The organism is Pseudomonas resinovorans NBRC 106553 (assembly GCF_000412695.1).
Classification (GTDB): domain Bacteria; phylum Pseudomonadota; class Gammaproteobacteria; order Pseudomonadales; family Pseudomonadaceae; genus Metapseudomonas; species Metapseudomonas resinovorans_A.
Genome location: NC_021499.1, coordinates 6,187,014 through 6,211,038, shown reverse-complemented (window position 1 = coordinate 6,211,038; position 24,025 = coordinate 6,187,014). Strand labels below are relative to the sequence as shown.

The 24,025-nt window shown below is 66.7% G+C and carries 20 protein-coding genes; 16 read left to right on the top strand and 4 right to left on the bottom strand.

The annotated features are described in order from the left end of the window. Positions 1–33: 33 nt before the first annotated feature. Entirely contained in the window at positions 34–1,056 is a 1,023-nt protein-coding gene (gene adhP, locus PCA10_RS27850; RefSeq protein ID WP_041771015.1) for an alcohol dehydrogenase AdhP, read from the bottom strand. Positions 1,057–1,330: 274 nt separating this feature from the next. Here adhP and purE point away from each other — a divergent pair, with 274 nt between their 5' ends. The 4 genes from purE to PCA10_RS27830 all read left to right on the top strand — a co-directional run bounded on the left by purE (position 1,331) and on the right by PCA10_RS27830 (position 3,873). Next, positions 1,331–1,822 carry a 5-(carboxyamino)imidazole ribonucleotide mutase gene (purE, locus tag PCA10_RS27845; protein WP_016495435.1) on the top strand — a complete coding sequence of 164 codons (492 nt, stop codon included), beginning with the start codon at positions 1,331–1,333 and terminating at the stop codon, positions 1,820–1,822. Positions 1,823–1,825: 3 nt separating this feature from the next. Next, on the top strand, positions 1,826–2,911 hold the full coding sequence (locus PCA10_RS27840; RefSeq protein WP_016495434.1) for a 5-(carboxyamino)imidazole ribonucleotide synthase: 1,086 nt from the start codon (positions 1,826–1,828) through the stop codon (positions 2,909–2,911). Between the two features lie 100 nt (positions 2,912–3,011). Continuing rightward, positions 3,012–3,257: a GlsB/YeaQ/YmgE family stress response membrane protein gene (locus tag PCA10_RS27835; protein WP_016495433.1), complete on the top strand. Its 246-nt coding sequence runs from the start codon at positions 3,012–3,014 to the stop codon at positions 3,255–3,257. A gap of 82 nt (positions 3,258–3,339) precedes the next feature. Beyond that, positions 3,340–3,873, top strand: coding sequence for a DUF3299 domain-containing protein (locus PCA10_RS27830; protein ID WP_016495432.1), 534 nt, complete (start codon positions 3,340–3,342; stop codon positions 3,871–3,873). A gap of 180 nt (positions 3,874–4,053) precedes the next feature. On the opposite strand, the gene PCA10_RS27825 is transcribed toward PCA10_RS27830, so the two are convergent. Further along, positions 4,054–4,962, bottom strand: a complete 909-nt coding sequence (locus tag PCA10_RS27825; protein WP_016495431.1) for a D-hexose-6-phosphate mutarotase — start codon at positions 4,960–4,962, stop codon at positions 4,054–4,056. Positions 4,963–5,314: 352 nt separating this feature from the next. On the opposite strand from PCA10_RS27825, the gene PCA10_RS27820 reads away from it, so the two are divergent. From PCA10_RS27820 to PCA10_RS27775, 10 genes are all read left to right on the top strand, one after another. After that, the gene (locus PCA10_RS27820; RefSeq protein WP_016495430.1) at positions 5,315–6,469 is read left to right on the top strand and encodes an efflux RND transporter periplasmic adaptor subunit; all 1,155 of its coding nucleotides are present in this window, start codon (positions 5,315–5,317) and stop codon (positions 6,467–6,469) included. Next, positions 6,466–7,152: an ABC transporter ATP-binding protein gene (locus PCA10_RS27815; RefSeq protein ID WP_016495429.1), complete on the top strand. Its 687-nt coding sequence runs from the start codon at positions 6,466–6,468 to the stop codon at positions 7,150–7,152. Before PCA10_RS27820 ends, PCA10_RS27815 begins: the two co-directional genes overlap by 4 nt. Then, positions 7,152–8,363 (top strand): ABC transporter permease, encoded by a 1,212-nt coding sequence (locus PCA10_RS27810; protein ID WP_016495428.1) that lies wholly within the window; start codon positions 7,152–7,154, stop codon positions 8,361–8,363. The genes PCA10_RS27815 and PCA10_RS27810 overlap by 1 nt, the downstream gene beginning before the upstream one ends. Next, positions 8,363–9,556, top strand: coding sequence for an ABC transporter permease (locus PCA10_RS27805; RefSeq protein WP_016495427.1), 1,194 nt, complete (start codon positions 8,363–8,365; stop codon positions 9,554–9,556). The genes PCA10_RS27810 and PCA10_RS27805 overlap by 1 nt, the downstream gene beginning before the upstream one ends. A 394-nt stretch (positions 9,557–9,950) precedes the next feature. Then, a complete protein-coding gene (locus PCA10_RS27800) occupies positions 9,951–11,459 on the top strand; it encodes an amino acid permease (protein ID WP_016495426.1) in 1,509 nt (502 codons plus the stop codon). A gap of 13 nt (positions 11,460–11,472) precedes the next feature. Continuing rightward, a complete protein-coding gene (gene arcA, locus PCA10_RS27795; protein ID WP_016495425.1) occupies positions 11,473–12,738 on the top strand; it encodes an arginine deiminase in 1,266 nt (421 codons plus the stop codon). Between the two features lie 114 nt (positions 12,739–12,852). Continuing rightward, entirely contained in the window at positions 12,853–14,280 is a 1,428-nt protein-coding gene (locus PCA10_RS27790; RefSeq protein ID WP_016495424.1) for a basic amino acid/polyamine antiporter, read from the top strand. A 28-nt stretch (positions 14,281–14,308) separates the two neighbouring features. Further along, positions 14,309–15,268, top strand: coding sequence for a cation diffusion facilitator family transporter (locus tag PCA10_RS27785; RefSeq protein ID WP_016495423.1), 960 nt, complete (start codon positions 14,309–14,311; stop codon positions 15,266–15,268). Positions 15,269–15,287: 19 nt separating this feature from the next. Beyond that, the gene (locus PCA10_RS27780) at positions 15,288–16,373 is read left to right on the top strand and encodes an efflux RND transporter periplasmic adaptor subunit (RefSeq protein WP_016495422.1); all 1,086 of its coding nucleotides are present in this window, start codon (positions 15,288–15,290) and stop codon (positions 16,371–16,373) included. Then, complete coding sequence (locus PCA10_RS27775; protein ID WP_016495421.1) at positions 16,374–19,442, top strand: efflux RND transporter permease subunit; 3,069 nt, start codon at positions 16,374–16,376, stop codon at positions 19,440–19,442. A 44-nt stretch (positions 19,443–19,486) separates the two neighbouring features. Here the strand turns inward: PCA10_RS27775 and PCA10_RS27770 are convergent, their stop codons facing one another. After that, positions 19,487–19,894, bottom strand: a complete 408-nt coding sequence (locus tag PCA10_RS27770) for an acyl-CoA thioesterase (protein WP_016495420.1) — start codon at positions 19,892–19,894, stop codon at positions 19,487–19,489. Between the two features lie 278 nt (positions 19,895–20,172). On the opposite strand from PCA10_RS27770, the gene PCA10_RS27765 reads away from it, so the two are divergent. Beyond that, entirely contained in the window at positions 20,173–21,462 is a 1,290-nt protein-coding gene (locus PCA10_RS27765; protein ID WP_016495419.1) for an MFS transporter, read from the top strand. Between the two features lie 121 nt (positions 21,463–21,583). Here the strand turns inward: PCA10_RS27765 and PCA10_RS27760 are convergent, their stop codons facing one another. After that, positions 21,584–22,891, bottom strand: a complete 1,308-nt coding sequence (locus PCA10_RS27760) for a PQQ-dependent sugar dehydrogenase (protein ID WP_016495418.1) — start codon at positions 22,889–22,891, stop codon at positions 21,584–21,586. A 159-nt stretch (positions 22,892–23,050) separates the two neighbouring features. On the opposite strand from PCA10_RS27760, the gene PCA10_RS27755 reads away from it, so the two are divergent. After that, the gene (locus PCA10_RS27755) at positions 23,051–24,022 is read left to right on the top strand and encodes a phosphate ABC transporter substrate-binding protein PstS family protein (RefSeq protein WP_016495417.1); all 972 of its coding nucleotides are present in this window, start codon (positions 23,051–23,053) and stop codon (positions 24,020–24,022) included. Positions 24,023–24,025 lie beyond the last annotated feature (3 nt).

Genomic DNA, 24,025 nt, shown 5'->3' with positions numbered 1-24,025 from the left:
CCGGGGAGTCGGCCGGGCCGGCCCCCGGGTGGCTCAGATCTCGACGACGATGCGCCCTTCGATCTTGCCGGCGCGCATCTGCTCGAAGATGCCATTGATGTTGTCCAGCTTGTCCTTGTGGATGGTGGCCTTGACCAGGCCCTCGCCGGCGAAGTCCAGGGCCTCCTGGAGGTCGGCGCGCGTGCCGACGATGGAGCCGGTGATGCTGATGGCTTTCAGCACCACGTCGAAGATCGGCGTGGGGAAGTCACCCGGTGGCAGGCCCACCAGGGCCACGGTGCCGCCGCGACGGGCTGTGCCGATGGCCTGGCCGAAGGCGCTGTTGGACACCGCCGTCACCAGTACGCCGTGGGCGCCGCCGATGTCGCGCTGGATCACCTCGGCGGGGTCTTCGTTGCGGGCGTTGATGGTCAGGCTGGCGCCGAGCTTGCGCGCCAGTTCCAGCTTGGCGTCGTCGACGTCGATGGCCGCCACGTGCAGGCCCATGGCGCGGGCGTACTGCACGGCCACGTGGCCGAGGCCGCCGATGCCGGAAATGGCCACCCACTGGCCGGGGCGCGCGCCCGTGACCTTGAGGCCCTTGTAGACGGTGACGCCCGCGCAGAGGATCGGCGCGATCTCGGCGAATTCGACGTTCTTCGGCAGGACGCCCACGTAGTTCGGATCAGCCAGCACGTATTCGGCGTAGCCGCCGTTCACCGAGTAGCCGGTGTTCTGCTGGCTCTCGCAGAGGGTTTCCCAGCCGGTCAGGCAATGCTCGCAGCAACCGCAGGCGGTGTAGAGCCAGGGCACCCCGACGCGGTCGCCTTCCTTGATGCGGGTGACGCCGGCACCCACTGCCGCGACGTAGCCTACGCCTTCGTGGCCGGGGATGAAGGGCAGGCTCGGCTTCACCGGCCAGTCGCCTTCGGCGGCATGCAGGTCGGTGTGGCAGACGCCGGAGGCCTCGATCTTCACCAGGATCTGCCCGGGGCCGGGCAGCGGGACCTTCACTTCCTCGATACGCAGCGGCTCGCCGAAGGCGTGGACCACTGCAGCTTTCATGGTCTGGTTCATGGCTTGCACTTCCTTGGTGGGGATTCCGATTGTGCGCGGCTGGCGGTCGCCGGCATTGCCCTGGAGCAAGGTTTAGCGGCATCCATGGCCGTGCGACGGAGCTTTGGACGAGCGGTAAGGGCAAATGCACGCCGGCTGCGGCTTTGCGTTATACTGCGCGGCCTTCGGCCGGCAGCGCACCCCGCGGTACGGCCCACATTGCAGACAAGCCACGCCATTGCGTGGCTTGTTGTTTTTGGTCGCGCCGACCGGCGCACTTTGATGAGGCACGACGATGAGCGCACTGGTAGGCGTGATCATGGGTTCCAAGTCCGACTGGAGCACCCTCAGCCACACCACCGAGATGCTGGACAAGCTGGGCATCCCCTTTGAAGTGAAGGTGGTTTCCGCCCACCGCACGCCGGATCTCCTGTTCCAGTACGCCGAAGAGGCCGAAGGCCGTGGCATCGAGGTGATCATCGCCGGTGCCGGCGGTGCCGCCCACCTGCCGGGCATGTGTGCCGCCAAGACCCACCTGCCGGTGCTCGGCGTGCCGGTGCAGTCGTCCATGCTGTCCGGCGTCGACTCCCTGCTGTCCATCGTGCAGATGCCCGCCGGCATCCCGGTTGCCACCCTGGCCATCGGCAAGGCCGGTGCGATCAACGCAGCCCTGTTGGCCGCGAGCATCCTCGGCGGCAAGTACCCCAAGTTCCACGTCGCGCTGAAGGACTTCCGTCGCGAGCAGACCGACATGGTCCTGGACAACCCGGACCCGCGTGAGGCCTGACCCATGAAGATCGGTGTAATCGGTGGCGGCCAGCTCGGCCGCATGCTGGCCCTGGCGGGTACTCCGCTGGGCATGAGCTTCGCTTTCCTCGACCCGGCGCCGGACGCTTGCGCGGCCGCCCTGGGCGAGCACATCCGCGCCGACTACGGCGACCAGGACCACCTGCGCCAGCTGGCCGATGAAGTGGACCTGGTGACCTTCGAATTCGAGAGCGTGCCGGCCGAGACCGTGGCCTTCCTCTCGCAGTTCGTGCCCGTCTACCCGAACGCCGACTCCCTGCGCATCGCCCGCGATCGCTGGTTCGAGAAGTCGATGTTCAAGGACCTCGGCATTCCCACCCCGGAATTCGCCGATATCCAGTCCCAGGCCGACCTCGATGCGGCGGTGGCCAGCATCGGCCTGCCGGCCGTGATGAAGACCCGCACCCTGGGTTACGACGGCAAGGGCCAGAAGGTCCTGCGCAAGGCCGAAGACGTGACCGGCGCCTTTGCCGAACTGGGCAGCGTGCCCTGCATCCTCGAAGGCTTCGTGCCCTTCACCGGCGAAGTGTCCCTGGTGGCGGTGCGCGCCCGCGACGGCGAGACGCGCTTCTACCCGCTGGTGCACAACACCCACGACAACGGCATCCTGCGCCTGTCCATCGCCAGCACCGCGCACCCGCTGCAGGGCCTGGCCGAGGACTACGTCGGCCGCGTGCTCAAGCAGCTCGACTACGTCGGCGTGCTGGCCTTCGAGTTCTTCGAAGTGGACGGTGGCCTGAAGGCCAACGAGATCGCCCCGCGCGTGCACAACTCCGGCCACTGGACCATCGAAGGCGCCGAGTGCAGCCAGTTCGAGAACCACCTGCGCGCCGTCGCCGGCCTGCCGCTGGGCTCGACCGCCAAGCTGGGCGAAAGCGCCATGCTCAACTTCATCGGCGAAGTGCCGGCTGTGGATAAAGTGGTGGCCGTCGCCGACTGCCACCTGCACCACTACGGCAAGGCCTTCAAGGCCGGTCGCAAGGTGGGCCACGCCACCCTGCGCAGCGCGGACCGCGCCACCCTCGATCGGCAGATCGCCGCCGTCGAGGCGCTGGTCGCCAAGGCCTGATCGCCCTCCGGCCGCCTTCCTCCAGCGAAGGCGGCCAATGGCGGGAATTCCGCCGTCCGACTAGTCTCAGGCAGACCCTAACCACCCCGGAGGGACTGTCATGGGCATCATCGGCACCATCATCATCGGCCTGATCGTTGGCGTGATCGCGCGCTTCATCAAGCCTGGCGACGACAGCATGGGTTGGATCATGACGATCCTGCTCGGCATCGGCGGTTCGCTGCTGGCGACCTACGGTGGCCAGGCCCTGGGTATCTACCAGGCCGGACAAGCCGCGGGATTCATCGGCGCGGTGATAGGCGCGGTGGTGTTGCTGGTGATCTACGGCCTGGTCAAGAAAAGCTGACACCCGTCTCGCGGGGCTGGGAACCGGGGCCTCTGAACGCTAGTCTTAGCCCTCTTTACCGCCGCTGTCCGCGAGTTCCCCCATGCGCCGTCTTGCCTGCCTCCTGTTGCTGTTCTGCTGCACCCTCGCCCGTGCCGAACTTCCCGAGACCGACTGGTTGGACCTGATGCCGCCCGAGGACCGCAAGGCCCTCGAAGACATGCCGGAAATCAGCCACGACAGCCCCGAGGGCGACGGCACCTTCGGCCAGCAGGGCGGCCTCAAGCAACAGAAGGACCTGCCTGCGGTGATGTATTCGGCCAAGACAGTGGCTGGCCTGGATGGCAAGCGGATCCATATCGGCGGCTACCCGGTGCCGCTGGAAAGCGACGCCAAGGGCCGCAGCACGCTGTTCTTCCTGGTGCCCTACCCCGGCGCCTGCATCCACGTCCCGCCGCCGCCGCCGAACCAGATCGTGCTGGTGCGCTACCCCAAGGGCATCGCCCTGGACGACATCTATGCGCCCATCTGGGTCGACGGCACCCTCAAGGTGGAGAAGGTCAGCAACGACCTGGCCGATGCCGCCTATGCCCTGGATGCCGGCAACGTGCGATTGGTGGAGGAAGGGGACCTCTGACGCCGGTGCGCGCGGCGCACCCTACCGGTTCGGGTGCGCCATGAACGAGCGGTAATTCGGGAGTTCTCGGAACCGTAGGGTGGATGGCGCTTTTCCATCCACCAGCGGCGTTAGACCGGGGCTCCCATGGTGGACCGATGAAACGTGGTCCACCCTGTCGGGATGGATGCTTCCGGATGATCAGAGGGGCTTGCTGGCCACGCTGAGCACCATGCTGTGCTCCTCGTCGGGTCTGAGCACCAGCAGATCGTCCAGCACCCGCGCCGTCTCGATGCAGAGCATGCCTTGCCAGGCGTCGTCGGCGAACTGCGACAGGCGCCGGGCCTTGTCGATCCAGGGGTTCCACACCACGGCCGAGGCGCTGCCCCGGGCCTCCAGCTCGATCCGGCGATTCCAGGCGCGGTCGAGGATGGCCATGCGCTGGCGCGTGGCCAGGTAGATGCGGTCGGTTTCTCCGCTGAACCGGAGGTTTCCCTGCTGGTTGCGCTGTTGCCAGTCTTCCAGGGTCTCGATATAGCTGCAGCCGTCCAGGCCTTCCACTTCCACCTCGCGGATGTCGCTGACGGCGAAATAGCTGTGCAGGGCCTGGCTCAACGCCAGCGGCCGGTCGCTGGTGTTGCGGCTCGAAAGCGTCAGCTGCAGGGATTCGTCCAGCAGGATGGACAGCTTGAGCTGGGCGGCATGGGGCCAGCCGGGCAGGGGTTCGGCGGCACTATCCACGGCGAACTCCAGGCGCACCGCCGATCCTTCGCTGTCGATGCCGAGCAGTTGCCAGTCGAGCTCGCGCACCAGGCCATGGGCCGGTGCGATCGGGCCGCCCTGGTGCATGCCCTGGACCTCGGCGGGGTTGCGGCGCAAGTCGCCGAACCAGGGCCAGCACACCGGTACGCCGCCACGCACCGCCTTGCCCTTCTGGTAAGCCGCCTGGCCGCTGAGCCAGATCACCGGCTCTTCGCCATGGGGCTGGTAGCTCAGCACCTGGGCGCCTTGCTGGGTCATCAGCAATTCCGCGTGACGGGTGTGCACCCGCCAGCAGACCAGTTCATCCACCACCAGCTGTTCCACGGTGGGCAGGGTGTCGTCGTACATCTCGATCTCCGTGTGCTGCGCTGTCGGGCCGCCAACTGCTATTTCGAACCAGCATGGCAGAGGCGGCAAGGGCTTTCTGGGGATTCGACCAGGAGCGGGGCACCGGGGTTGCGTGCGATCTGATTTTGACGGCTGTCCAGTCGGCGTTCGCAAGTGTCGCTCCACTTGTCGGCATTTTGACATGGGTGGTCAGAGGGCCCGCCACGCCTGGGCCAGGGCTATCCAGCGCTAAGGTCGTGATTTATCGAATCTCCTTGGCAAAACACCCGGCGCAAGCGGCACGCCGGTACCGAAAGCGCTTTTCGGCGCGCACCTAGACTCTGACTACCCGCTCGCAAATGGAGTCAGAGCCATGCGCAAGCTACTGATAATTATTCCTATTTTCGTGTCCCTGGCGGCGCTGCTGGGGTTCTGGTCGCGCCCCGATCCGGTGCCCGTGCAGCTGGTGGAAGTGGCCCAGGGCGAAGTGGCGACCCTGGTGGCCAACACCCGGGCGGGCACGGTGAAAGCCTGCCGGCGGGCGAACCTGTCGTTCAAGACCGGCGGCCAGGTCAGCGAGCTGCTGATCCACGCCGGACAGCGGGTGCAGGCCGGCGACGTGCTGATGCGCCTGCGCCAGGACGACCTGCAGGCGCGGGTGGACGAGGCCCAAGCGCGGCTCGACGCCCAGATCAACCTGCGCGAGCAGGGCTGCCGCCAGGCCAGCCAGGATGCCCGCGACCAACAGCGCCTGGAGCGCCTGGCCGAGCGCAAGCTGGCCTCCGAGGACCTGCTGGAGCAGAGTTCTACCCGTGCGCGCCTGTCCCACCTGCTGTGCAGCGGCGGCGAGGCGAAGATCCGCGAGGCCCGCGCCAGTCTCGACCTGCAGTTGGCGCAAATGGACCAGGCCACCCTGCGCGCGCCCTTCGCCGGCATAGTCGCCGAGATCAACGGCGAGCTGGGCGAAGTGGTCACCCCCTCGCCGCCGGGCATCCCGACGCCGCCGGCGGTGGACCTGATCGACGACCAGTGCCTGTATGTCGAGGCCCCCATCGACGAAGTGGACGCCGCCCTGGTGCATCCCGGAATGCCGGTGCGCATCACCCTGGACGCGTTTCGCGGCCGCAGCTTCGAAGGCCGGGTGACCCGCATCGCGCCATTCGTCCGCGAGCTGGAGAAGCAGGCGCGCACCGTCGACGTGGAAGTGGCTTTCGAGCGGGTGCCCCGGGACCTGTTGCTGCTCAGCGGCTATAGCGCCGATGTGGAGATACTCCTGGCGCAGCGCGCGCAGACCCTGCGGGTGCCCACCGAGAGCCTGCTGGAGGGCGGCAAGGTGCTGCGCTACGACCCGAGCAACGGCCACCTGCGCGAGCAGAAGGTGGAGATCGGCCTGGCCAACTGGCGCTGGAGCGAGGTGAAGGGTGGGCTGGTCGCCGGTGACCGCATTCTTCCCAGCCTGCAGCATGAGGGGCTGGCCGATGGCAGCGTGGTCAGCCCCAGCGGCGACCGCCAGGAGCGCGCACCATGATCCTGATGCACCAGGTCAGCCGCTGCTTCCAGCTGGGCGAGCAACGGGTGCGTGGCCTCGACCACCTGGACCTGGAGGTGGCCGACGGCGAGTACCTGGCCATCACCGGCGCCTCGGGCTCCGGCAAGTCCACCCTGCTGAACATCCTCGGTCTGCTGGATGCGCCGGACAGCGGCGAGCTCTGGCTGGACGAGGAACCCACCGCCTGCCTGCGGGAGGAGCGCCGTTCCTGCCTGCGCAGCCAGCTGATCGGCTTCGTTTTCCAGTCGTTCCACCTGATCCCGCGGCTGACCGCACTGGAGAACATCGAACTGCCCATGCTGCTGGCCGGCATCGAACCCGCCGAGCGTCACCGCCGCAGCCGGCAGCTGGCCGACTGCCTGGGCCTGGGCGATCGCCTGTCGCACCACCCGGCGGAGCTTTCCGGCGGCCAGCGGCAACGGGTGGCCATCGCCCGCGCCATGGTGATGCGCCCGCGGCTGCTGCTGGCCGACGAACCCACCGGCAACCTCGACAGCCAGTCCGGCGCGGAGGTGTTGGCGCTGCTGGAGGCGCTGAACGCCGAGGGCCTTACCCTGATCCTGGTGACCCATGACGACCATCACGCCGCTCGCGCCCGGCGTCGCATCCAGATGTGCGACGGCCGCATCCTCAGCGACCGGTGCCAGGGCCTGGTGTCCTGATGGACCCGCTGGACGCGTGCCGATTCTGGCTCGGTGCCCTGCGCGGGCACGGTTCGCGCAGTGCCATGCTGCTGCTGGCGATGGCCGTGGGGGTGTTCTTCGTGACCCTCCTGGGCGGTATTGGCGAGGGCGCGCGGGCCTATGTGCTGGGGGAGTTCTCCCTGCTGGGCCGGAACATCCTCATCGTCCTGCCCGGGCGCAATGAAACCACCGGCGGCCTGCCGCCCATGACCGGCATGGCGCCGCGCCCGCTGACCCAGGCCGACGCCGCGGCCATCGGCCGACTGCCGGCGGTGCGCCGGGCGGCGCCGCTGCACGCCGGGCAGCTGGAAGTCAGCCATGGCAATCGCAATCGCGAGGTGCTGGCCCTGGGCACCACGCGGGACTTCTTCGCCCTGCGCCAACTGCGCCTGGCCCAGGGCCGGGCACTGCCGGAGCTGGAGCCGGGGCAGGCCGACGAGGTCTGCGTGATCGGCAGTCGCCTGCGCCGTGCACTGTTCGGCGACGCCTCGGCCCTGGGGCAGTGGCTGCGCGCCGGCGACCGGCGCTTCCGGGTGATCGGGGTGCTGGACGAGCGCGGTGAATCCCTGGGCATGGACTTCTCCGAGGCGCTGATCGTGCCGGTGGCCAGCGCCGAGGCGCTGTTCGACCGCGAGGGCTTGTTCCGCGTGCTGGTGGAGGCCCGTGGGCCGAGCTACCTGGACAGCGCCCGGCGGCAGATAGTGGCGACCCTGACCGAGCGCCACCAGGGTGAAGAGGATGTCACGCTGCTCAGCCAGGATTCGATGCTCGCCGCCTTCGACGGCCTCCTCAACGGCCTGACCCTGGCGCTGGCCGGCATCGCTGCCATCAGCCTGCTGGTGGCGGGCATCCTGATCATGAACCTGACCTGGATCGCCGTGCTGCAGCGCACCGCCGAGATCGGCCTGCTCAAGGCGGTGGGAGCGAGCTCCGCGCAGGTGCGCCTGCTGTTTCTTGGCGAGGCGGCGTTGCTGGCGGTGCTCGGCTCCGCCGCCGGCTTGGCCCTGGGTGAGTTGCTGCTCTGGGTCGCGCGACTGGCCAGCGACCTGCCGTTGCATGCGCCCTGGTGGGCACGGCTCGGCGCGCCGACCCTGGCCCTGACGGCGGCCCTGTTGTTCGCCTGGCTGCCGGCCAACCACGCGGCGGCCAAGGTGCCGGTGCAGGCGCTGCGCCCGCAGGGTAGCGGCTGATGCGCTGGCGCGATGTCTTCGAACTGTGCGGCTCGGCGCTGTCCAGTCAGCCCCTGCGCAGCCTCCTGACCCTGCTCGGCGTGGCCATCGGCATCGCCGCCGTGGCGCTGCTCACGGCCATGGGCGAGGGGCTGCGCAATCGCGTACTGGACAGCTTTGCGCAGTTCGGCACGCGGGTCGTCACGGTGCGTCCCGGCACCCTGCCCACCGGAGGCATCGGCGGAATCATCGCCAGCGCCCGGCCGCTGACCATCGCCGACGCCGATGCCCTGGGGCGACTGCCCCATGCCGAGTCCGTGGTGCCGATCATCCAGGGTAACGGCGATATCCAGGCCAACGGACGGCAGCGTCGGGTGGACATTCTCGGCACCGGCTCGCAACTGGCCGCCGCCTGGCGTGTGCGCATGGCCCAGGGGCAGTTCCTGCCGCCCTCCCGTGATGGTCGTACGCCGCCCTATGTGGTGCTCGGGGCCAAGCTCGGCAGCGAGCTGTTCGGCGGCGCCAGCCCCCTGGGCCAGCGAGTGCGGGTGGGTGGCATGAGCTTCCGGGTCGTGGGGGTGATGGCGAGCAAGGGCAACCTGCTGGGCTTCGACCTGGACGATATCGCCTACATACCGGTGGACTGGGCCGAGCACCTGTTCAACCGCGAGGGCCTGGTGAAGGTCCATGTGCTGTTCGACGACAGCACGCCCGCCGAGGCCTTCGCCACGGCCGTGCGCCGCCTGCTGGTGGAGCGCCATGGTCGCGAGGATTTCCGCATGACCTCCCAGGGCGACCTGCTGAGCAGCCTCAACCGCATCCTCGCCACCATCACCCTGGGTGTGGCGGCGTTGGGCGGGATCTCCTTGCTGGTGGGCGCGGTGGGCATCCTCACCATCATGACCACCACGGTCGGCGAGCGGACCGCCGAGATCGGCCTGCTGCGTGCCGTGGGCGCCGCGCCCCACCAGGTGCTGGCGCTGTTCCTCGCCGAAGCCACCGTGCTGTCGGTGCTGGGGGGCGTGCTGGGGCTGCTGATGGTGGGGGTGTTGCTGGTGCTGCTGGGCTGGCTGGTGCCGGGGTTGCCGCTCAGCCTGAGCCCGCAGCTGGTGCTGGTGGCATTGCTGCTGTCGGCGCTGGTGGGCATAGGCGCCGGGCTGGCGCCGGCCAGGCGCGCGGCGAAACTGCACCCGGTGGATGCGCTGCGGCTTTAGTCGTTGTTTTCCCCTGCGGTAGTCCTGGGTGCAAGAACTCAGGACTAAAACGACAAGTAAAACTAGCCAACTATTCGCCGGAAAACGTCGCGCAAAGCCGTTTTATTGACGTCGATTCAGTCATTGAAAACACAGTATCCCGGGGGCTCGATCTGCAAGTTCGGCATATATCTTTTATTTCTCTTGTTTCTTGAAAATTGCAGTTTTTGTGAGGATCAGGATTAAAAGACCCTTAAAACAGGGCTATTTTTGACATTCTGAAGATCTTTAGCTTCTCTTAAATATTTTGTCTTGAACTTTAGTTGATCCTAATTAACTGGCTCTTGTTTGCGGATATCTAGTTCTGATTTTTTCTTCTACATTTACTGCCAAAGAGACCTCCAAGGAGGGCGTCATGGCAGCTGGTGCGGAACAAAAACTTTCATTCTGGTCATTGAGCGCGCTGGTTGTCGGCTCGATGGTGGGGGCGGGGATCTTCTCGTTGCCGGCTACTTTCGGCCGGGCCACCGGGGGCTTCGGGGCGTTGATCGCCTGGGCCATCGCCGGCGCCGGCATGCTGATGCTGGCCTTCGTGTTCCAGAGCCTGGCGCAACGAAAACCGGAGTTGGACGCCGGGGTATATGCCTACGCCAAGGCGGGCTTCGGCGACTACCTGGGCTTCATCTCGGCCTTCGGCTTCTGGGCCGGCAGCTGCGTCGGTAACGTCTTCTACTTCATCCTGATCAAGACCACCCTCGGGGCCTTCTTCCCGATCTTCGGCGAAGGCGACACCCTGCCGGCGGTGCTGGTGTCGTCGGTGATCCTCTGGGGCTTCCACTTCCTGATCATGCGGGGGGTGAAGCAGGCGGCGGCGCTCAACACCATCGCCACCGTGGCCAAGGTGATCCCCATCTTCCTGTTCATCGTCGTGCTGATCTTCGCCTTCAAGGGCGACATGTTCGCCATGAACTTCTGGGGCTACGTGCCGATGACCGACGTGGTGCCGGACCTCGCGCACCTGGATGACTACGGCCGGGTCGGCCATGCGGCGCTGGCCATCGAGCCGGAGCAGGTGGAGTCCCTGTTCAGCCAGGTGCGCAGCACCATGCTGGTGACGGTGTTCGTGTTCATCGGGATCGAGGGCGCCAGTGTCTACTCGCGCCTGGCGAAAAACCGCAAGGACGTCGGCGCGGCCACCGTGCTGGGTTTCATCGGTGTGATGTGCCTGATGATGCTGATCACCATGCTCTCCTACGGCGTGCTGCTGCGCCCGGACCTCGCCGCCCTGCGGCAGCCCTCGATGGCGGGCGTGCTGGAGGCCGTGGTCGGGCGCTGGGGCGCCATCTTCATCAGCGTCGGCCTGATCGTCTCCGTGCTGGGCGCCTACCTGTCCTGGACGCTGCTGGCCTCCGAGGTGCTGTACACCGCGGCCAAGGAAGGCACCATGCCGCGCGTGCTGGCCAGGGAGAACGCCAACCTGGTGCCCTCCACGGCGATGTGGCTGACCAGTGGCCTGATCCAGGTCTTCCTGATCCTCACCATGTTCACCCGCTACGCCTTCACTCTGGCGCTGGAACTGACCAGCTCCCTGAGCCTGATCCCCTACCTGCTGGTGGCCGCCTACGGCCTGAAGCTGGCCTGGACCCGGGAAACCTACGACAAGGACCCGGAGGGGTTGCGCGCCGACCTGATCATCGCCGCGATCGCGACCTTCTACACCCTGTTGATGGTGCTGGCCGGCGGGTTGAAGTACCTGCTGCTGTCGGCGGTGATCTACGCACCGGGCACCATCCTCTTCTTCATGTCCAGGCGCGAGAAGGGACAGCAGGTATTCCTGTCCTACGAGAAAGTGATTTTCGTCGTCACCGCAATTGCCGCCGTGGTCGCTGTGTACAGCATCGCCACCGGGCTGATTGTCATTTAACCGAGGAATCATCATGGTTGCTAAAGCTGCAAAAGCCCCCGCCACGTATGGCGTGCATTCGGAAGTCGGCACGCTGCGCAAAGTGATGGTCTGCGCGCCTGGCCTGGCCCACACCCGACTGACCCCGACCAACTGCGACGATCTGCTGTTCGACGACGTGCTCTGGGTGGAAAACGCCAAGCGCGATCACTTCGACTTCATGACCAAGATGCGCGAGCGCGGCGTGGAAGTGGTCGAGATGCACAACCTGCTGACCGAGACCCTGGATGTTCCCGGCGCCAAGGAGTGGATCCTCGACCAGCAGGTGGTGCCCAACGAAGTGGGCCTGGAGCTGATCGCCGAGGTGCGCTCCTACCTCGACGGCCTGCCGTCCCGGACCCTGGCCGAGACCCTCATCGGCGGCCTGTCCACCGTGGACATCCCGGAAGACCAGGGCGGCGAAGTGCTCAAGCTGGTGCGCGAGGCCGCTGGCGTGACCGAGTACCTGCTGCCGCCGCTGCCCAACACCCTCTACACCCGCGACACCACCTGCTGGATCTACGGCGGCGTCACCCTGAACCCGCTGTACTGGCCGGCACGCCATGAAGAAACCGTGCTCACCACCGCCATCTACAAGTTCCACCCCAGCTTCGCCAGCTCCAATATCCAGGTCTGGTGGGGCGACCCGACCCAGCACCACGGCACCGCGACCCTGGAAGGCGGCGACGTGATGCCCATCGGCAACGGCGCGGTACTGATCGGCATGAGCGAGCGCACCTCGCGCCAGGCCATCAGCCAGGTGGCGGCGTCGCTGTTCGCCAAGGGCGCGGCCAAGCGCGTGATCATCGCGGCGATGCCCAAGCTGCGTGCGGCCATGCACCTGGACACCGTGCTGACCTTCTGCGACCGCGACCTGGTCACCCTGTATCCGGAGATCATCAACCAGGTGCAGACCTTCTCCCTGTACCCGAGCGACAAGCCCACCGGCATCGAGCTGCGCCGCGACAAGGGCACCCTGGTGGAGGTGCTGGCCGGCGCCCTGAACCTGAAGAAACTGCGGGTGGTGGAGACCGGCGGCAACGCCTATGCCGCCCAGCGCCAGCAATGGGACAGCGGCAACAACATGGTGGCCATGTCGCCCGGCGTGGTGGTGGCCTACGACCGCAACACCATCACCAATACCCTGCTGCGCAAGGCCGGGGTGGAAGTCATCACCATCGTCGGTAGCGAACTGGGCCGGGGCCGTGGCGGTGGCCACTGCATGACCTGCCCGCTGATCCGCGACGCGATCGACTTCTAGGCTCATTGTCCAGCACGGCCGGTGGCGACGGGAGCGGTCGCCACCGGAAGTGCAGGTGGGTGGGGGGTTGCTGCCTGCCCGACGCAATCTCCTTTCTGACAGGCTGTCCGGGATATGGAATCGTCAAGCAACCGGCTTTCCCGCGGGGCGCTGATCGCACTGGTGGTCGGCTCCATGGTCGGATCGGGCATCTTCTCGCTGCCCCAGGCGTTCGGCAGGAACACCGGTGGGCTCGGCGCACTGGTGGCCTGGACCATCGCCGGCGTCGGCATGCTGATGCTGGCCTTCGTCTTCCAGGCACTCTCGCGCCGGCGGCCGGACCTGGACTCGGGCATCTACGCCTATGCCAAGGCCGGTTTCGGCAGCTACCTGGGCTTTGCCGCCGCCATGGGCTACTGGGCCGGTTGCTGCCTGGCGGACGTGGCCTGCCTGATCCTGATCAAGGCGACCCTGGGCAAGTTCTTCCCGGTCTTCGGCGACGGCACCACCTTCGTGGCGTTGCTCAGTGCCTCCCTGCTGCTCTGGGGGGTGCACTTCATGATCCTGCGCGGCGTCAAGCAGGCCGCGGCGCTGAACAGCATCGCCACGGTGGCCAAGATGGTGCCGCTGTTCCTGTTCATAGTGGTCGTAGGGGCCGGGTTCAAGGCCGACATCTTCGCCCTGAACTTCGTCGGCATGGAGGAGTTCAGCGGTGCCGGGCTGTTCGGCCAGGTGCGCAATACCCTGCTGGTGACGGTGTTCGTCTTCGTCGGCATCGAGGGGGCCAGCGTCTATTCCCGCTACGCCAAGGACCGCCGGGACGTCGGGGTCGCCACCGTGCTGGGGTTCCTCGGGGTGCTCTGCCTGCTGTTCCTGGTCACCATGCTCTCCTACGGGGTGATGCTGCGGCCGGACCTGGCGACCCTGGCGCAACCCTCGATGGCCGGCGTGCTGGCCCATGTGGTCGGTCCCTGGGGCGCGGTGTTCATCAGCATCGGCCTGTTGATCTCGGTGCTGGGCAACTACCTGTCCTGGTCGCTGCTGGCGGCCGAAGTGCTCTATTCGGCGGCCAACGACCGGGTCATGCCGAAGCTCTTCGCCCGGGAAAACCACAACCAGGTTCCGGCCGGCGCGCTCTGGATCACCAACCTGGTGATCCAGGTGTTCCTGCTGGTGAGCCCGTTCGCCGAGTACGCCTTCCTGCTGGCCCTGAAAATGACCAGCGCCATGACCCTGCTGCCCTACCTGCTGGTGGCGGCCTACGGGGTGAAACTGGCCTGGACCGGCCAGACCTACGAAGGGGAGAACCGCCAGCGGCGAGTCGACCTGACGCGCTCGGCGATCGCCGTGGTCTATGCCTTCGGCATGATCTACGCGGGCGGCCTCAAGTTCCTGCTGCTGTCGGCGCTGATCTACGCCTTGGGGACGCTGCTGTTCTTCCAGGCCAAGCGCGACTACCAGGAACGGGTCTTCACCCTGGCCGAAGGAGTTGTCTTCGCGCTGATAACCCTCGCCGCCGGGATCGGGGTGTTCGCCCTGGCGAGTGGGAAGCTGACGGTTTGAGGGGAACGGGGATGGGGAGGCGCACGGTATGAAAGCAGCCGACTCCGGTGAACTGACCCGGGAACAGGCCAGCCATCTCGAGCAGCGGACGCTGACGCTTTCCCTGTACGGCGTGGTGTTCGCCATCGTGGTGAACTTCGGTTTCGGGCTGTACGTCCAGTCCGACGTGGTGATCCTCAACGGCGTGTTCGGCCTGCTGCAGGTCGCCGGTTCGGCGCTCAACCTGTTCGCCGCCAAGCAGATCATGGGCAGCGGCGACCGGCGCTTCCACCAGCAGGGCTACTGGTACCTCGAACCGATGGCGAACTGCTTCAACGGGCTGATGATGCTGATCCTCTGCCTGTATGCGCTGATCAACGGCGTGGAGCGGATCCGCGGCGGCGGCCACCCGGTGGATGCCGACGATATCGTCTGGTTCAGCCTGCTCAGCGCGCTGTATTGCGCGCTGGCCTGGTACTTCAAGTCGCGGGTCTCCAGGCGCGTCGATTCCCAGCTGCTGAAGAACGACAGCCGCAAATGGGTGATCAAGCTGGTCTTCAACCTGGTGACCCTGGTGGGCTTCGCCGCCTTGCCCTTCCTCGAAGAGCCGAAGCGCAGCTTCTGGGCCAACTACGCCGACAGCTCGCTGGTGGTGGTGATGGCGCTGCTGCTGCTGCCGATCCCGCTGCGCGTCCTGCGGCGTGGCGTCAGCGAGCTGCTGCACCTGCAGTCGGACACGGAGACGGTGGGCAGCATCGAGGCAGCGATGCAGGCGATCCGCCGCGAACATGACATCAATCGCTACAACATCCGGGTGGAGGTCAGCGGGCGCCAGCACTTCATCGAGGTGGACATTCTGGTGGGGCCGGACTTCCGGCTGCAAAGCGTGGCCGAGCAGGACCAGTTGCGGGCGCGTATCTCGCAGGCCGCCGAAGCGGTGCTGCCCGACCCGCTGGACACTATCTGGTTGTCGGTGAGCATAACGGCGGACCCCCGTTGGGTCGCTTGATATCGATGGGAGCATCACAGTGAAGGCTCGTCTCTGCTGTCTACTGACTGCGCTGCTGTTGGGCGCCTGCGACTCGGGTTCACCACCGCCACAGGTGGTGGTGCGGCCGGTGAAACTGTTTACCGTCGCGGACCCCGCCGCGCGCAAGCTGCGCCAGTTGCCGGCGCAATTGCGCGCCAGCGATGAGGTGCTGCTGTCGTTCCGCCGGGGCGGGCACCTGCAGTCGCTGCCGGTCACCGAGGGGATGCGGGTGAAAACCGGCCAGTTGCTGGCCGAAGTGGATTCCGAAGACCAGCGCCTGCAGCTGCGCGACCGCGAGGCGTCGTTCAACCTGGCGCGGGCCCAGTACCAGCGCTTCAGCACCCTCAGCGAGCGGCAGATGACCGCCCGCGCCGAACTCGACCAGCGCAAGGCCCAGCGGGACTCCGCCGAAGCGGCGTTGAACCTGGCCCGCCAGGAGCTGAGCTACACCCGCTTGCTGGCGCCCTTCGACGGCGTGGTGGCGCGGGTGGCGGTGCAGAACCACCAGATGCTGCAGCCGGCCCAGACGGTGATGGTGATGCAGTCGGCGATCAACCTGGACGTGGTGTTCCAGTTGCCGGAGAACCTGGCCAAGCAATTGCGCCCGGACAGCAAGAGCGGCGGCTACCAGCCGCTGGTGCGCCTGAGCAGCCTGCCGGGCCGCGAGTTCCCGGCCACCTTCAAGGAGAAGGCGACCCTGCCCGACCCCAGCACCCTGGCCTATTGGGTCACCTACACCATTCCACGCCCGGCCGACCTCAACCTGCTGCCGGGCATGAGCGCCAACGTGACCATCGACTTCGCCGAGTTCATCAACGAGCAGGCGCAGTTCCTCGTGGTGCCCTCCGAGGCGGTGTTCACCCCGGACACCAGCGAGTCGGACCAGCCCCAGGTCTGGGTGGTGGTGGAGAAGGACGGCAAGCTGACCCTGGAGGGGCGCAAGGTGGAAGTCGGCCAGCTGACCGAAGAGGGCGTGCAGGTGCGCTCCGGGTTGCAGCCGGGGGAACGGATAGTCGCCGTGGGCGGCACGGACCTGCAGGCCGGGCAACAGGTGCGTCCCTGGGTTCGTGAGCGGGGGCTGTAGATGGATACCGCCGGCTACTTCATCCGCAACAAGGTCAACAGCTGGATCGCCATTCTCCTGCTGGGCTTGGGGGGGCTCTACGCCCTCAGTGAAATCGGCCGCCTGGAAGACCCGGCATTCACCGTGAAGACCGCCGTGGTGGTGACCCGCTATCCCGGCGCCTCGCCACAGCAGGTGGAAGAGGAAGTGACCTATCCGCTGGAGAGCGCGATCCAGCAGCTGCCCCAGGTGGACATCCTGACCTCGATTTCCAGTGCCGGCCTGTCGCAGATCACCGTGGATATCCGCGCCGAGTTCATGGCCGACCAGTTGCCGCAGGTGTGGGACGAGCTGCGGCGCCGGGTCAACGACCAGGCGCCACGTCTGCCGCCGGGAGTCCTGCCGCCCCTGGTCAACGACGACTTCGGCGACGTGTTCGGGATCATGCTGTCGATCTCCGGCCCGGGCTACAGCTACCGCGAGCTGCGGGACTTCACCGACTACCTGCGGCGTGAGCTGGTGCTGGTCCCCGGGGTGGGCAAGGTGGCCATGGTGGGGCAGCAGCCCGAAGAGGTGCAGATCGAGATCGCCCGGGACAAGATGAGCGCCCTGGGCATTCCGCCGGCCCGGCTGATGGAGCTGCTCGGCCGCCAGAACACGGTGTCCGACGCGGGCAACCTGCGGGTCGGCAGCGAGCTGATCCGCCTGCATCCCACGGGCGAATTCACCGATATCTCCGACCTGGAGCAATTGCTGGTCAGCCTGCCGGGCAGCCCCAACGCGGTGTACCTGAAGGACATCGCCACGGTGCGCATGGGCTTTGGCGACGAGCCGGGCAACATCTACCGCGCCAACGGCAAGCCGGCGCTGGCCCTCGGCATCTCCTTCGCGCCACGGGTCAACGTGGTGGACGTGGGCGATGCGGTGCACCGGCGCCTGGCCGAGCTGGAGGGCAACCGCCCGGCGGGCATGCTGATCAGCGCCTTCTACGACCAGTCCTACGAGGTGCGCAATTCGGTCGACGGCTTCCTGCTGAGCTTCCTCCTGTCGCTGCTGATAGTGGTGGGCACCCTGCTGATCTTCATGGGGCTGCGCAGCGGCCTGGTGATCGCCGCGGTGCTGTCGCTGAACGTGCTCGGCAGCCTGTTGATCATGTACATGCTGGGCATCGAGCTGCAGCGCATCTCGCTGGGGGCGATGATCATCGCCCTGGCCATGCTGGTGGATAACGCCATCGTGGTGGTCGAAGGGGTGCTGATCGGCCGGCAGAGCGGGCAGGGCATCCTCGATGCCATCAACCGGGTGATCAAGCAGACCACCTGGCCGTTGCTGGGCGGCACCATCATCGCGATCCTGGCCTTCGCCCCCATCGGTCTGTCCCAGGATTCCACCGGCGAATACTGCCGCTCGCTGTTCGAGGTGCTGCTGATCTCGCTGCTGCTCAGCTGGGTCACTGCCATCACCATCACCCCGCTGTTCGCCAAGTGGGCCTTCGAGAAGATGGCGGTGCCGGCCGAGGGCGAGGCGCAGGCCGATCCCTACCAGGGCTGGCTGTATCGCGCCTATGGCGGGATGCTGGCGGTCGTGGTCCGGTTCGGCAAGCTCACCCTGCTGCTGATGGCCGGCTTGCTGGTGGCGGCGATCATGGGCTTCGGCCAGGTGCGCCAGAGCTTCTTCCCGCCGGCCAATACGCCGATGTTCTTCGTCGACCTGTGGCTGCCCCAGGGCACCGACATCAACCATACCCGCGCCCTGGCGGCGGCCGTCGACCAGCATATCCTCGGCCGCGAGGGCGTCGATCGGGTGGTCACCACCATCGGCCAGGGCACCTTGCGCTTCATCCTCACCTACAGCGGCGAGCGGCAGTACAGCAACTACGCGCAGGTCCTGGTGCGCACCGAGAACCTGGGGCAGATTCCGCCGCTGATCGACGAGTTGAACGTCTACCTGCGGGAAAACTTCCCGGAAGCCCAGGTGACCCTCAAGCGGCTGATGTTCGGCCCCAGCGCCGGCAGCCCGATCGAGGCGCGCTTCACCGGCGCCGATCCGAACGTGCTGCGGCGGCTTGGCGCCCAGGCGGTGGATATCCTGCGCGCGGACGCGGTGGCCGCGGGCGTCGGTCACGACTGGCAGGCCCGTGGAAAGATGGTCCGACCGCAGTTCTCCGAGGCCCGTGGGCGTGAGCTGGGCATCGACAAGCGGGATATCGACAGCACCCTGCGCATGAGCTTCGGTGGCCTGCCCCTGGGGCTGTACCGGGACGGCACGCGGCAGATGCCGATCGTCCTGCGCACCCCGGACAGCGATCGCAACAATGCCGAGCGCCTCAGCGACGTGCAGATCTGGAGCAACGGGCGGCAGAGCTATGTGCCCATCGAGCAGGTGGTGAGCGCCTTCCTCACCCAGTGGGAGGACCCGCTGGTGATGCGCCGCGACCGCAAACGGACGCTGACGGTGCAGTCGGAGATCGCCCCGGAGTCCGGCGAGACCTCCGATGAGTTGCTGCAGCGGGTGAAGGCCAGGATCGAGGCCATTCCCCTGCCGGTGGGTTACCAGCTGGAGTGGGGCGGCGACTACGAAAGCTCGCGGGATGCCCGGGCGGCGGTGTTCGGCAGCCTGCCCATGGCCTTCCTGGCGATGTTCCTGATCACCGTGCTGATGTTCGGTTCGGTGGGCAAGGCATCGATGATCTGGGCGACCATCCCCCTGGCGATGATCGGGGTGACCCTGGGCTTCCTGGTCACCGGCATCCCGTTCGGCTTCATGGCCTTGCTCGGCCTGCTCAGCCTGAGCGGCATGCTGATCCGCAACGGTATCGTGCTGATGGAGGAGATCCGTGCCCAGCTAGACCTCGGCAAGGCGCCCTACGACGCGCTGATCTACGCCGCCACCAGCCGCCTGCGGCCGATCTGCCTGACCGCCCTCACCACCATCCTGGGCCTCGCGCCGTTGCTGTTCGACGCCTTCTTCCAGAGCATGGCGGTGGTGATCATGTTCGGCCTGGGCTTCGCCACCCTGCTGACCTTGCTGGTGCTGCCGGTGATGTACAGCACCTTCAACGGCATCCGCAAGGAACCCAAACCGACCTGAGGACGGCGCAAATACAAAGGGCCGCTATTGCGGCCCTTGGTTTTTCAGCCCCGGCGGGGCGGGACGGGGCGGGTTCTGCCGCTGCCATCGATGGCGACGAAGACGAACACCGCTTCGGTGACCTTGCGCCATTCGCTGGAGAGCGGGTCGTCGCTCCAGACCTCCACCAGCATCTGGATCGAGCTGCGGCCGATTTCCAGGGCCTGGGTATAGAAGGAGAGTTGGGCGCCCACGGCCACCGGTACCAGGAACGCCATGCGGTCGATGGCTACCGTGGCCACGCGGCCCGCGGCCACCTTGCTGGCCATGGCGGTGCCGGCCAGGTCCATCTGAGAGACCAGCCAGCCGCCGTAGATGTCGCCGAAGCCGTTGGTTTCCCGCGGGAGCGCGGTGATCTGCAGGGCGAGGTCGCCTTGCGGGGTGAGGTTCTCTTCTTCTTCGATGTCGATCATGCCGGGACTGCCTGTTTCATGTGTGTGTGGCGCCAATGCCTGGACGGGGCCGAAGCCCTTTCCTTCCCTGTGCGCCAGCCGACCCACTGCATGCCGACCTGCGCTGAACAGCGCGCAGTATATAGCCTCGATGCGGCGCCAGACGACCGCTGTAGCGCTGCGGCGGCGGTTTTGTGGGTGAGACTGTGTACAAATGACGCTTTTTGATATGTTGCCTGGCGATTTGCCGCCCACGCAGCGGCAGACGCTCTGCACTCCCCAGACGAGAATCCGCCCACATGCCATCCGTGCTCGCCTCCGAGGCGCCTGCCTCGCGTCCGCTGACCCGCAGCGACTACAAGACCCTGTCGCTGTCCGCCCTGGGCGGTGCCCTGGAGTTCTACGACTTCATCATTTTCGTGTTCTTCGCCGCGGTGGTGGGCAAGCTGTTCTTCCCGGCCGACATGCCGGAATGGCTGCGCCAGCTGCAGACCTTCGGCATTTTCGCCGCCGGCTACCTGGCGCGTCCCCTGGGCGGCATCGTGATGGCGCACTTCGGCGACCTGCTGGGGCGCAAGCGCATGTTCACCCTGAGCATTTTCCTGATGGCGGTGCCGACCCTGGTCATGGGCCTGCTGCCGACCTATGCGCAGATCGGCATCTGGGCGCCCTTGCTGCTCCTGCTGATGCGCGTCATCCAGGGCGCCGCCATCGGTGGCGAGGTGCCCGGCGCCTGGGTCTTCGTCTCCGAACACGTCCCGGCCCGCCATGTGGGCTACGCCTGCGGCACCCTGACCTCGGGCCTGACCGCCGGCATCCTGCTCGGTTCGCTGATGGCGACCCTGATCAACACCCTCTTCACCCCGGCCGAGGTCCTCGACTGGGCCTGGCGCGTGCCCTTCCTGATCGGCGGCGTGTTCGGCTTCTTCGCCATGTACCTGCGCCGCTGGCTGCACGAGACCCCGGTGTTCGCCGAGATGCAGCAGCGCAAGGCGCTGGCCGAGGAAGTGCCGCTCAAGACGGTGCTGCGCGAGCATCGCGGCGCCGTGGTGCTGTCCATGCTGCTGACCTGGGTACTGTCGGCCGGCATAGTGGTGGTCATCCTGATGACCCCGACCTTGCTGCAGACGGTCTACGGCTTCGACGCCGCCACCGCGCTCAAGGCCAACAGCCTGGCCATCGTGCTGCTGTCCATCGGCTGCGTGCTGGCGGGCGTCATCGCCGACCGCATCGGCGCCGGCCGCACCTTGCTGGTGGGCGGCCTGCTGCTTGCGATCACCTCCTGGACCTTCTACACCAGCCTCAAGGCCCATCCAGACTGGCTGTTCCCGCTCTACGCCCTGACCGGCCTGTTCGTCGGCACCATCGGCGCCGTGCCCTATGTGATGGTCAAGGCGTTCCCGCCGGTGGTGCGCTTCTCCGGGCTGTCGTTCTCCTACAACCTGGCCTACGCCATCTTCGGCGGCCTGACCCCGATGGTGGTGTCGCTGCTGATGAAGTGGGACCCGCTGGGCCCGGCCTACTACGTAGCCACGCTGTGCGGCGTGGCGATGCTGATCGGCGTGTACCTGATCGCCCAGAAGCGTTAAGCGTCCGACTGCAGCCCGTAGGATGGGTTGAGCGGAGCGATACCCATCACATCGGCCGATGGGTATCGCAGGCTCAACGGAACGCCGCCCGACCCATCCTACGGGTGCTACGGCTTGGGTTTCACTTCTTCTTCACCGCGCTCACGCGCCACACCTTGTTGCCCACATCGTCCGTCACCAGCAGGGCGCCCTTGCTGTCGAGCTTCACGTCCACCGGCCGGCCCTGGGCGTTGCCCTGCTCGTCGAGGAAGCCGCCGAGCACCTCTTCCGGCTGGCCGTGGGGCTTGCCGCCCTTGAAGGGCACGTAGATCACCTTGTAGCCACTGCGGGGCGTGCGGTTCCAGGAACCGTGCTGGCCGACGAACAGGCCGTTGCGGAAGTTGGGCAGCTGGCTGCCCTTGGCGAAGGCGATGCCGAGGGAGGCGGTGTGCGGGCCCAGGGCGTAGTCGGGCACCAGGGCCCTGGCCACCATGTCCGGGTTCGGCGGTTGCACGCGATCGTCCACGTGCTGGCCGAAGTAGCTCCAGGGCCAGCCATAGAAGCCGCCGTCCTTCACCGAGGTGATGTAGTCGGGCACCAGGTCGCTGCCCAGTTCGTCACGCTCGTTCACCGCCGTCCACAGCTTGCCGGTCTGGGGCTCCCAGGCCAGGCCGTTGGGGTTGCGCAGGCCAGTGGCGAACAGGCGCTTGTTGCCGCTGGCGCGGTCCAGTTCCCAGATCGCGGCGCGGCCTTCCTCGGCCTCCAGGCCGTTTTCGCCGACGTTGCTGTTGGAACCCACGGTTATGTAGAGCTTGCGGCCGTCGCGGCTGGCGATGACGTTCTTGGTCCAGTGGTGATTGAGGCCGGCCGGCAGGTCGGTGACCTTGGTGCCCGCCGCCGTGATCTCGGTGGCGCCCTTCTCGTAGGGGAAGCGCAGCAGCGCGTCGGCGTTGGCGACGTAGAGGTCCTTGCCCACCAGCACCATGCCGAAGGGCGAGTTGAGGCCCGCAAGGAAGGTGCTGCGCAGGTCGGCGACGCCGTCGCCGTTGATGTCCCGCAGCAGCGAGATGCGGTTGGCGCTGGGCACCTGGGCGCCGGCGCGCTTCATGAAGTAACCCTCCACCCGGCTTTTCAGGCCCGCCGGCTTGTCGGTACCCGGCGCGGCGCTCTCGGCCACCAGCACGTCACCATTGGGCAGCACGTAGAGCCAGCGCGGGTGCTTGAGGTCTTCGGCGAAGGCGTTGACCTGGGTGCCTTCGGCGGCCACCGGCGTGACACCCGCGGGCCAGCCGACGGCGGGGGCGACGTTGACGGTGGGAATCAGGCTGCGTTTGGGCGGCGGCAGCTGCGGGTCGGGGCCGGTGCCATCCGCGACCATCAGGCTGGCCGTTTCGCCGCAAGCGGTGCAGAGCGCCAGGAGGGCGATGGGCAGCAGGGGGTGACGCTTCATTGGGACTGTCTCCATGGGGTTCGCGGGGCTTGATTGAACCTTGGACAGCGGATGGTGGCCTTTCATCCAATTGTCACAATCAATTCATAGAGTGGTCACATGGCCTCTCGATACTGGCCCCCGTTGCATTCAACCCCTCGTCCTGCTTAGGAGCAAGGCATGAAACTGAAGCGTTTGATGGCGGCCCTGACCTTTGTCGCCGCCGGCGTTGCCACCGCCAGCGCGGTTGCCGCTGTCGACCCGGCCATCCCGGCCTACCAGAAGACCACCGGCGTTTCCGGCAACCTCTCCAGCGTTGGTTCCGACACCCTGGCCAACCTCATGACCCTGTGGGCCGAGGCTTACAAGCGCGAGTACCCGAACGTCAACATCCAGATCCAGGCCGCCGGTTCCTCCACCGCGCCGCCCGCCCTGACCGAAGGCACCGCCAACCTGGGCCCGATGAGCCGCAAGATGAAGGACGTCGAGCTGCAGGCCTTCGAAGAGAAGTACGGCTACAAGCCGACCGCCGTGCCGGTGGCCGTCGACGCCCTGGCCGTGTTCGTGCACAAGGACAACCCGATCAAGGGTCTGACCATGCAGCAGGTCGACGCGATCTTCTCCGCCAACCGCCTGTGCGGCGGCAAGAGCGACGTCAAGACCTGGGGTGACCTGGGCGTGACCGGCGACCTGGCCAACAAGCCGGTCCAGTTGTTCGGCCGTAACTCGGTATCCGGCACCTACGGCTACTTCAAGGAAGAAGCCCTGTGCAAAGGCGACTTCAAGCCGAACGTGAACGAGCAGCCGGGTTCGGCTTCCGTGGTTCAGTCCATCAGCCAGTCGGTCAACGGCATCGGCTACTCGGGCATCGGCTACAAGACTTCCAGCGTGAAGACCGTGGCCCTGGCCAAGAAGGAAGGCGGCGAGTTCGTTGAAGACAACGAGCAGAATGCGCTGAACGGCAGCTACCCGCTGTCCCGCTTCCTCTACGTTTATGTGAACAAGGCGCCGAACAAGCCCCTGGCTCCCCTGGAAGCCGAGTTCGTGAAGATGGTGCTGTCCAAGCAGGGCCAGGAAGTCGTCGTCAAGGACGGCTACATCCCGGTTCCGGCGAAAGTCGCGGAAAAGACCCTGAAGGATCTGGGCCTGTAACCC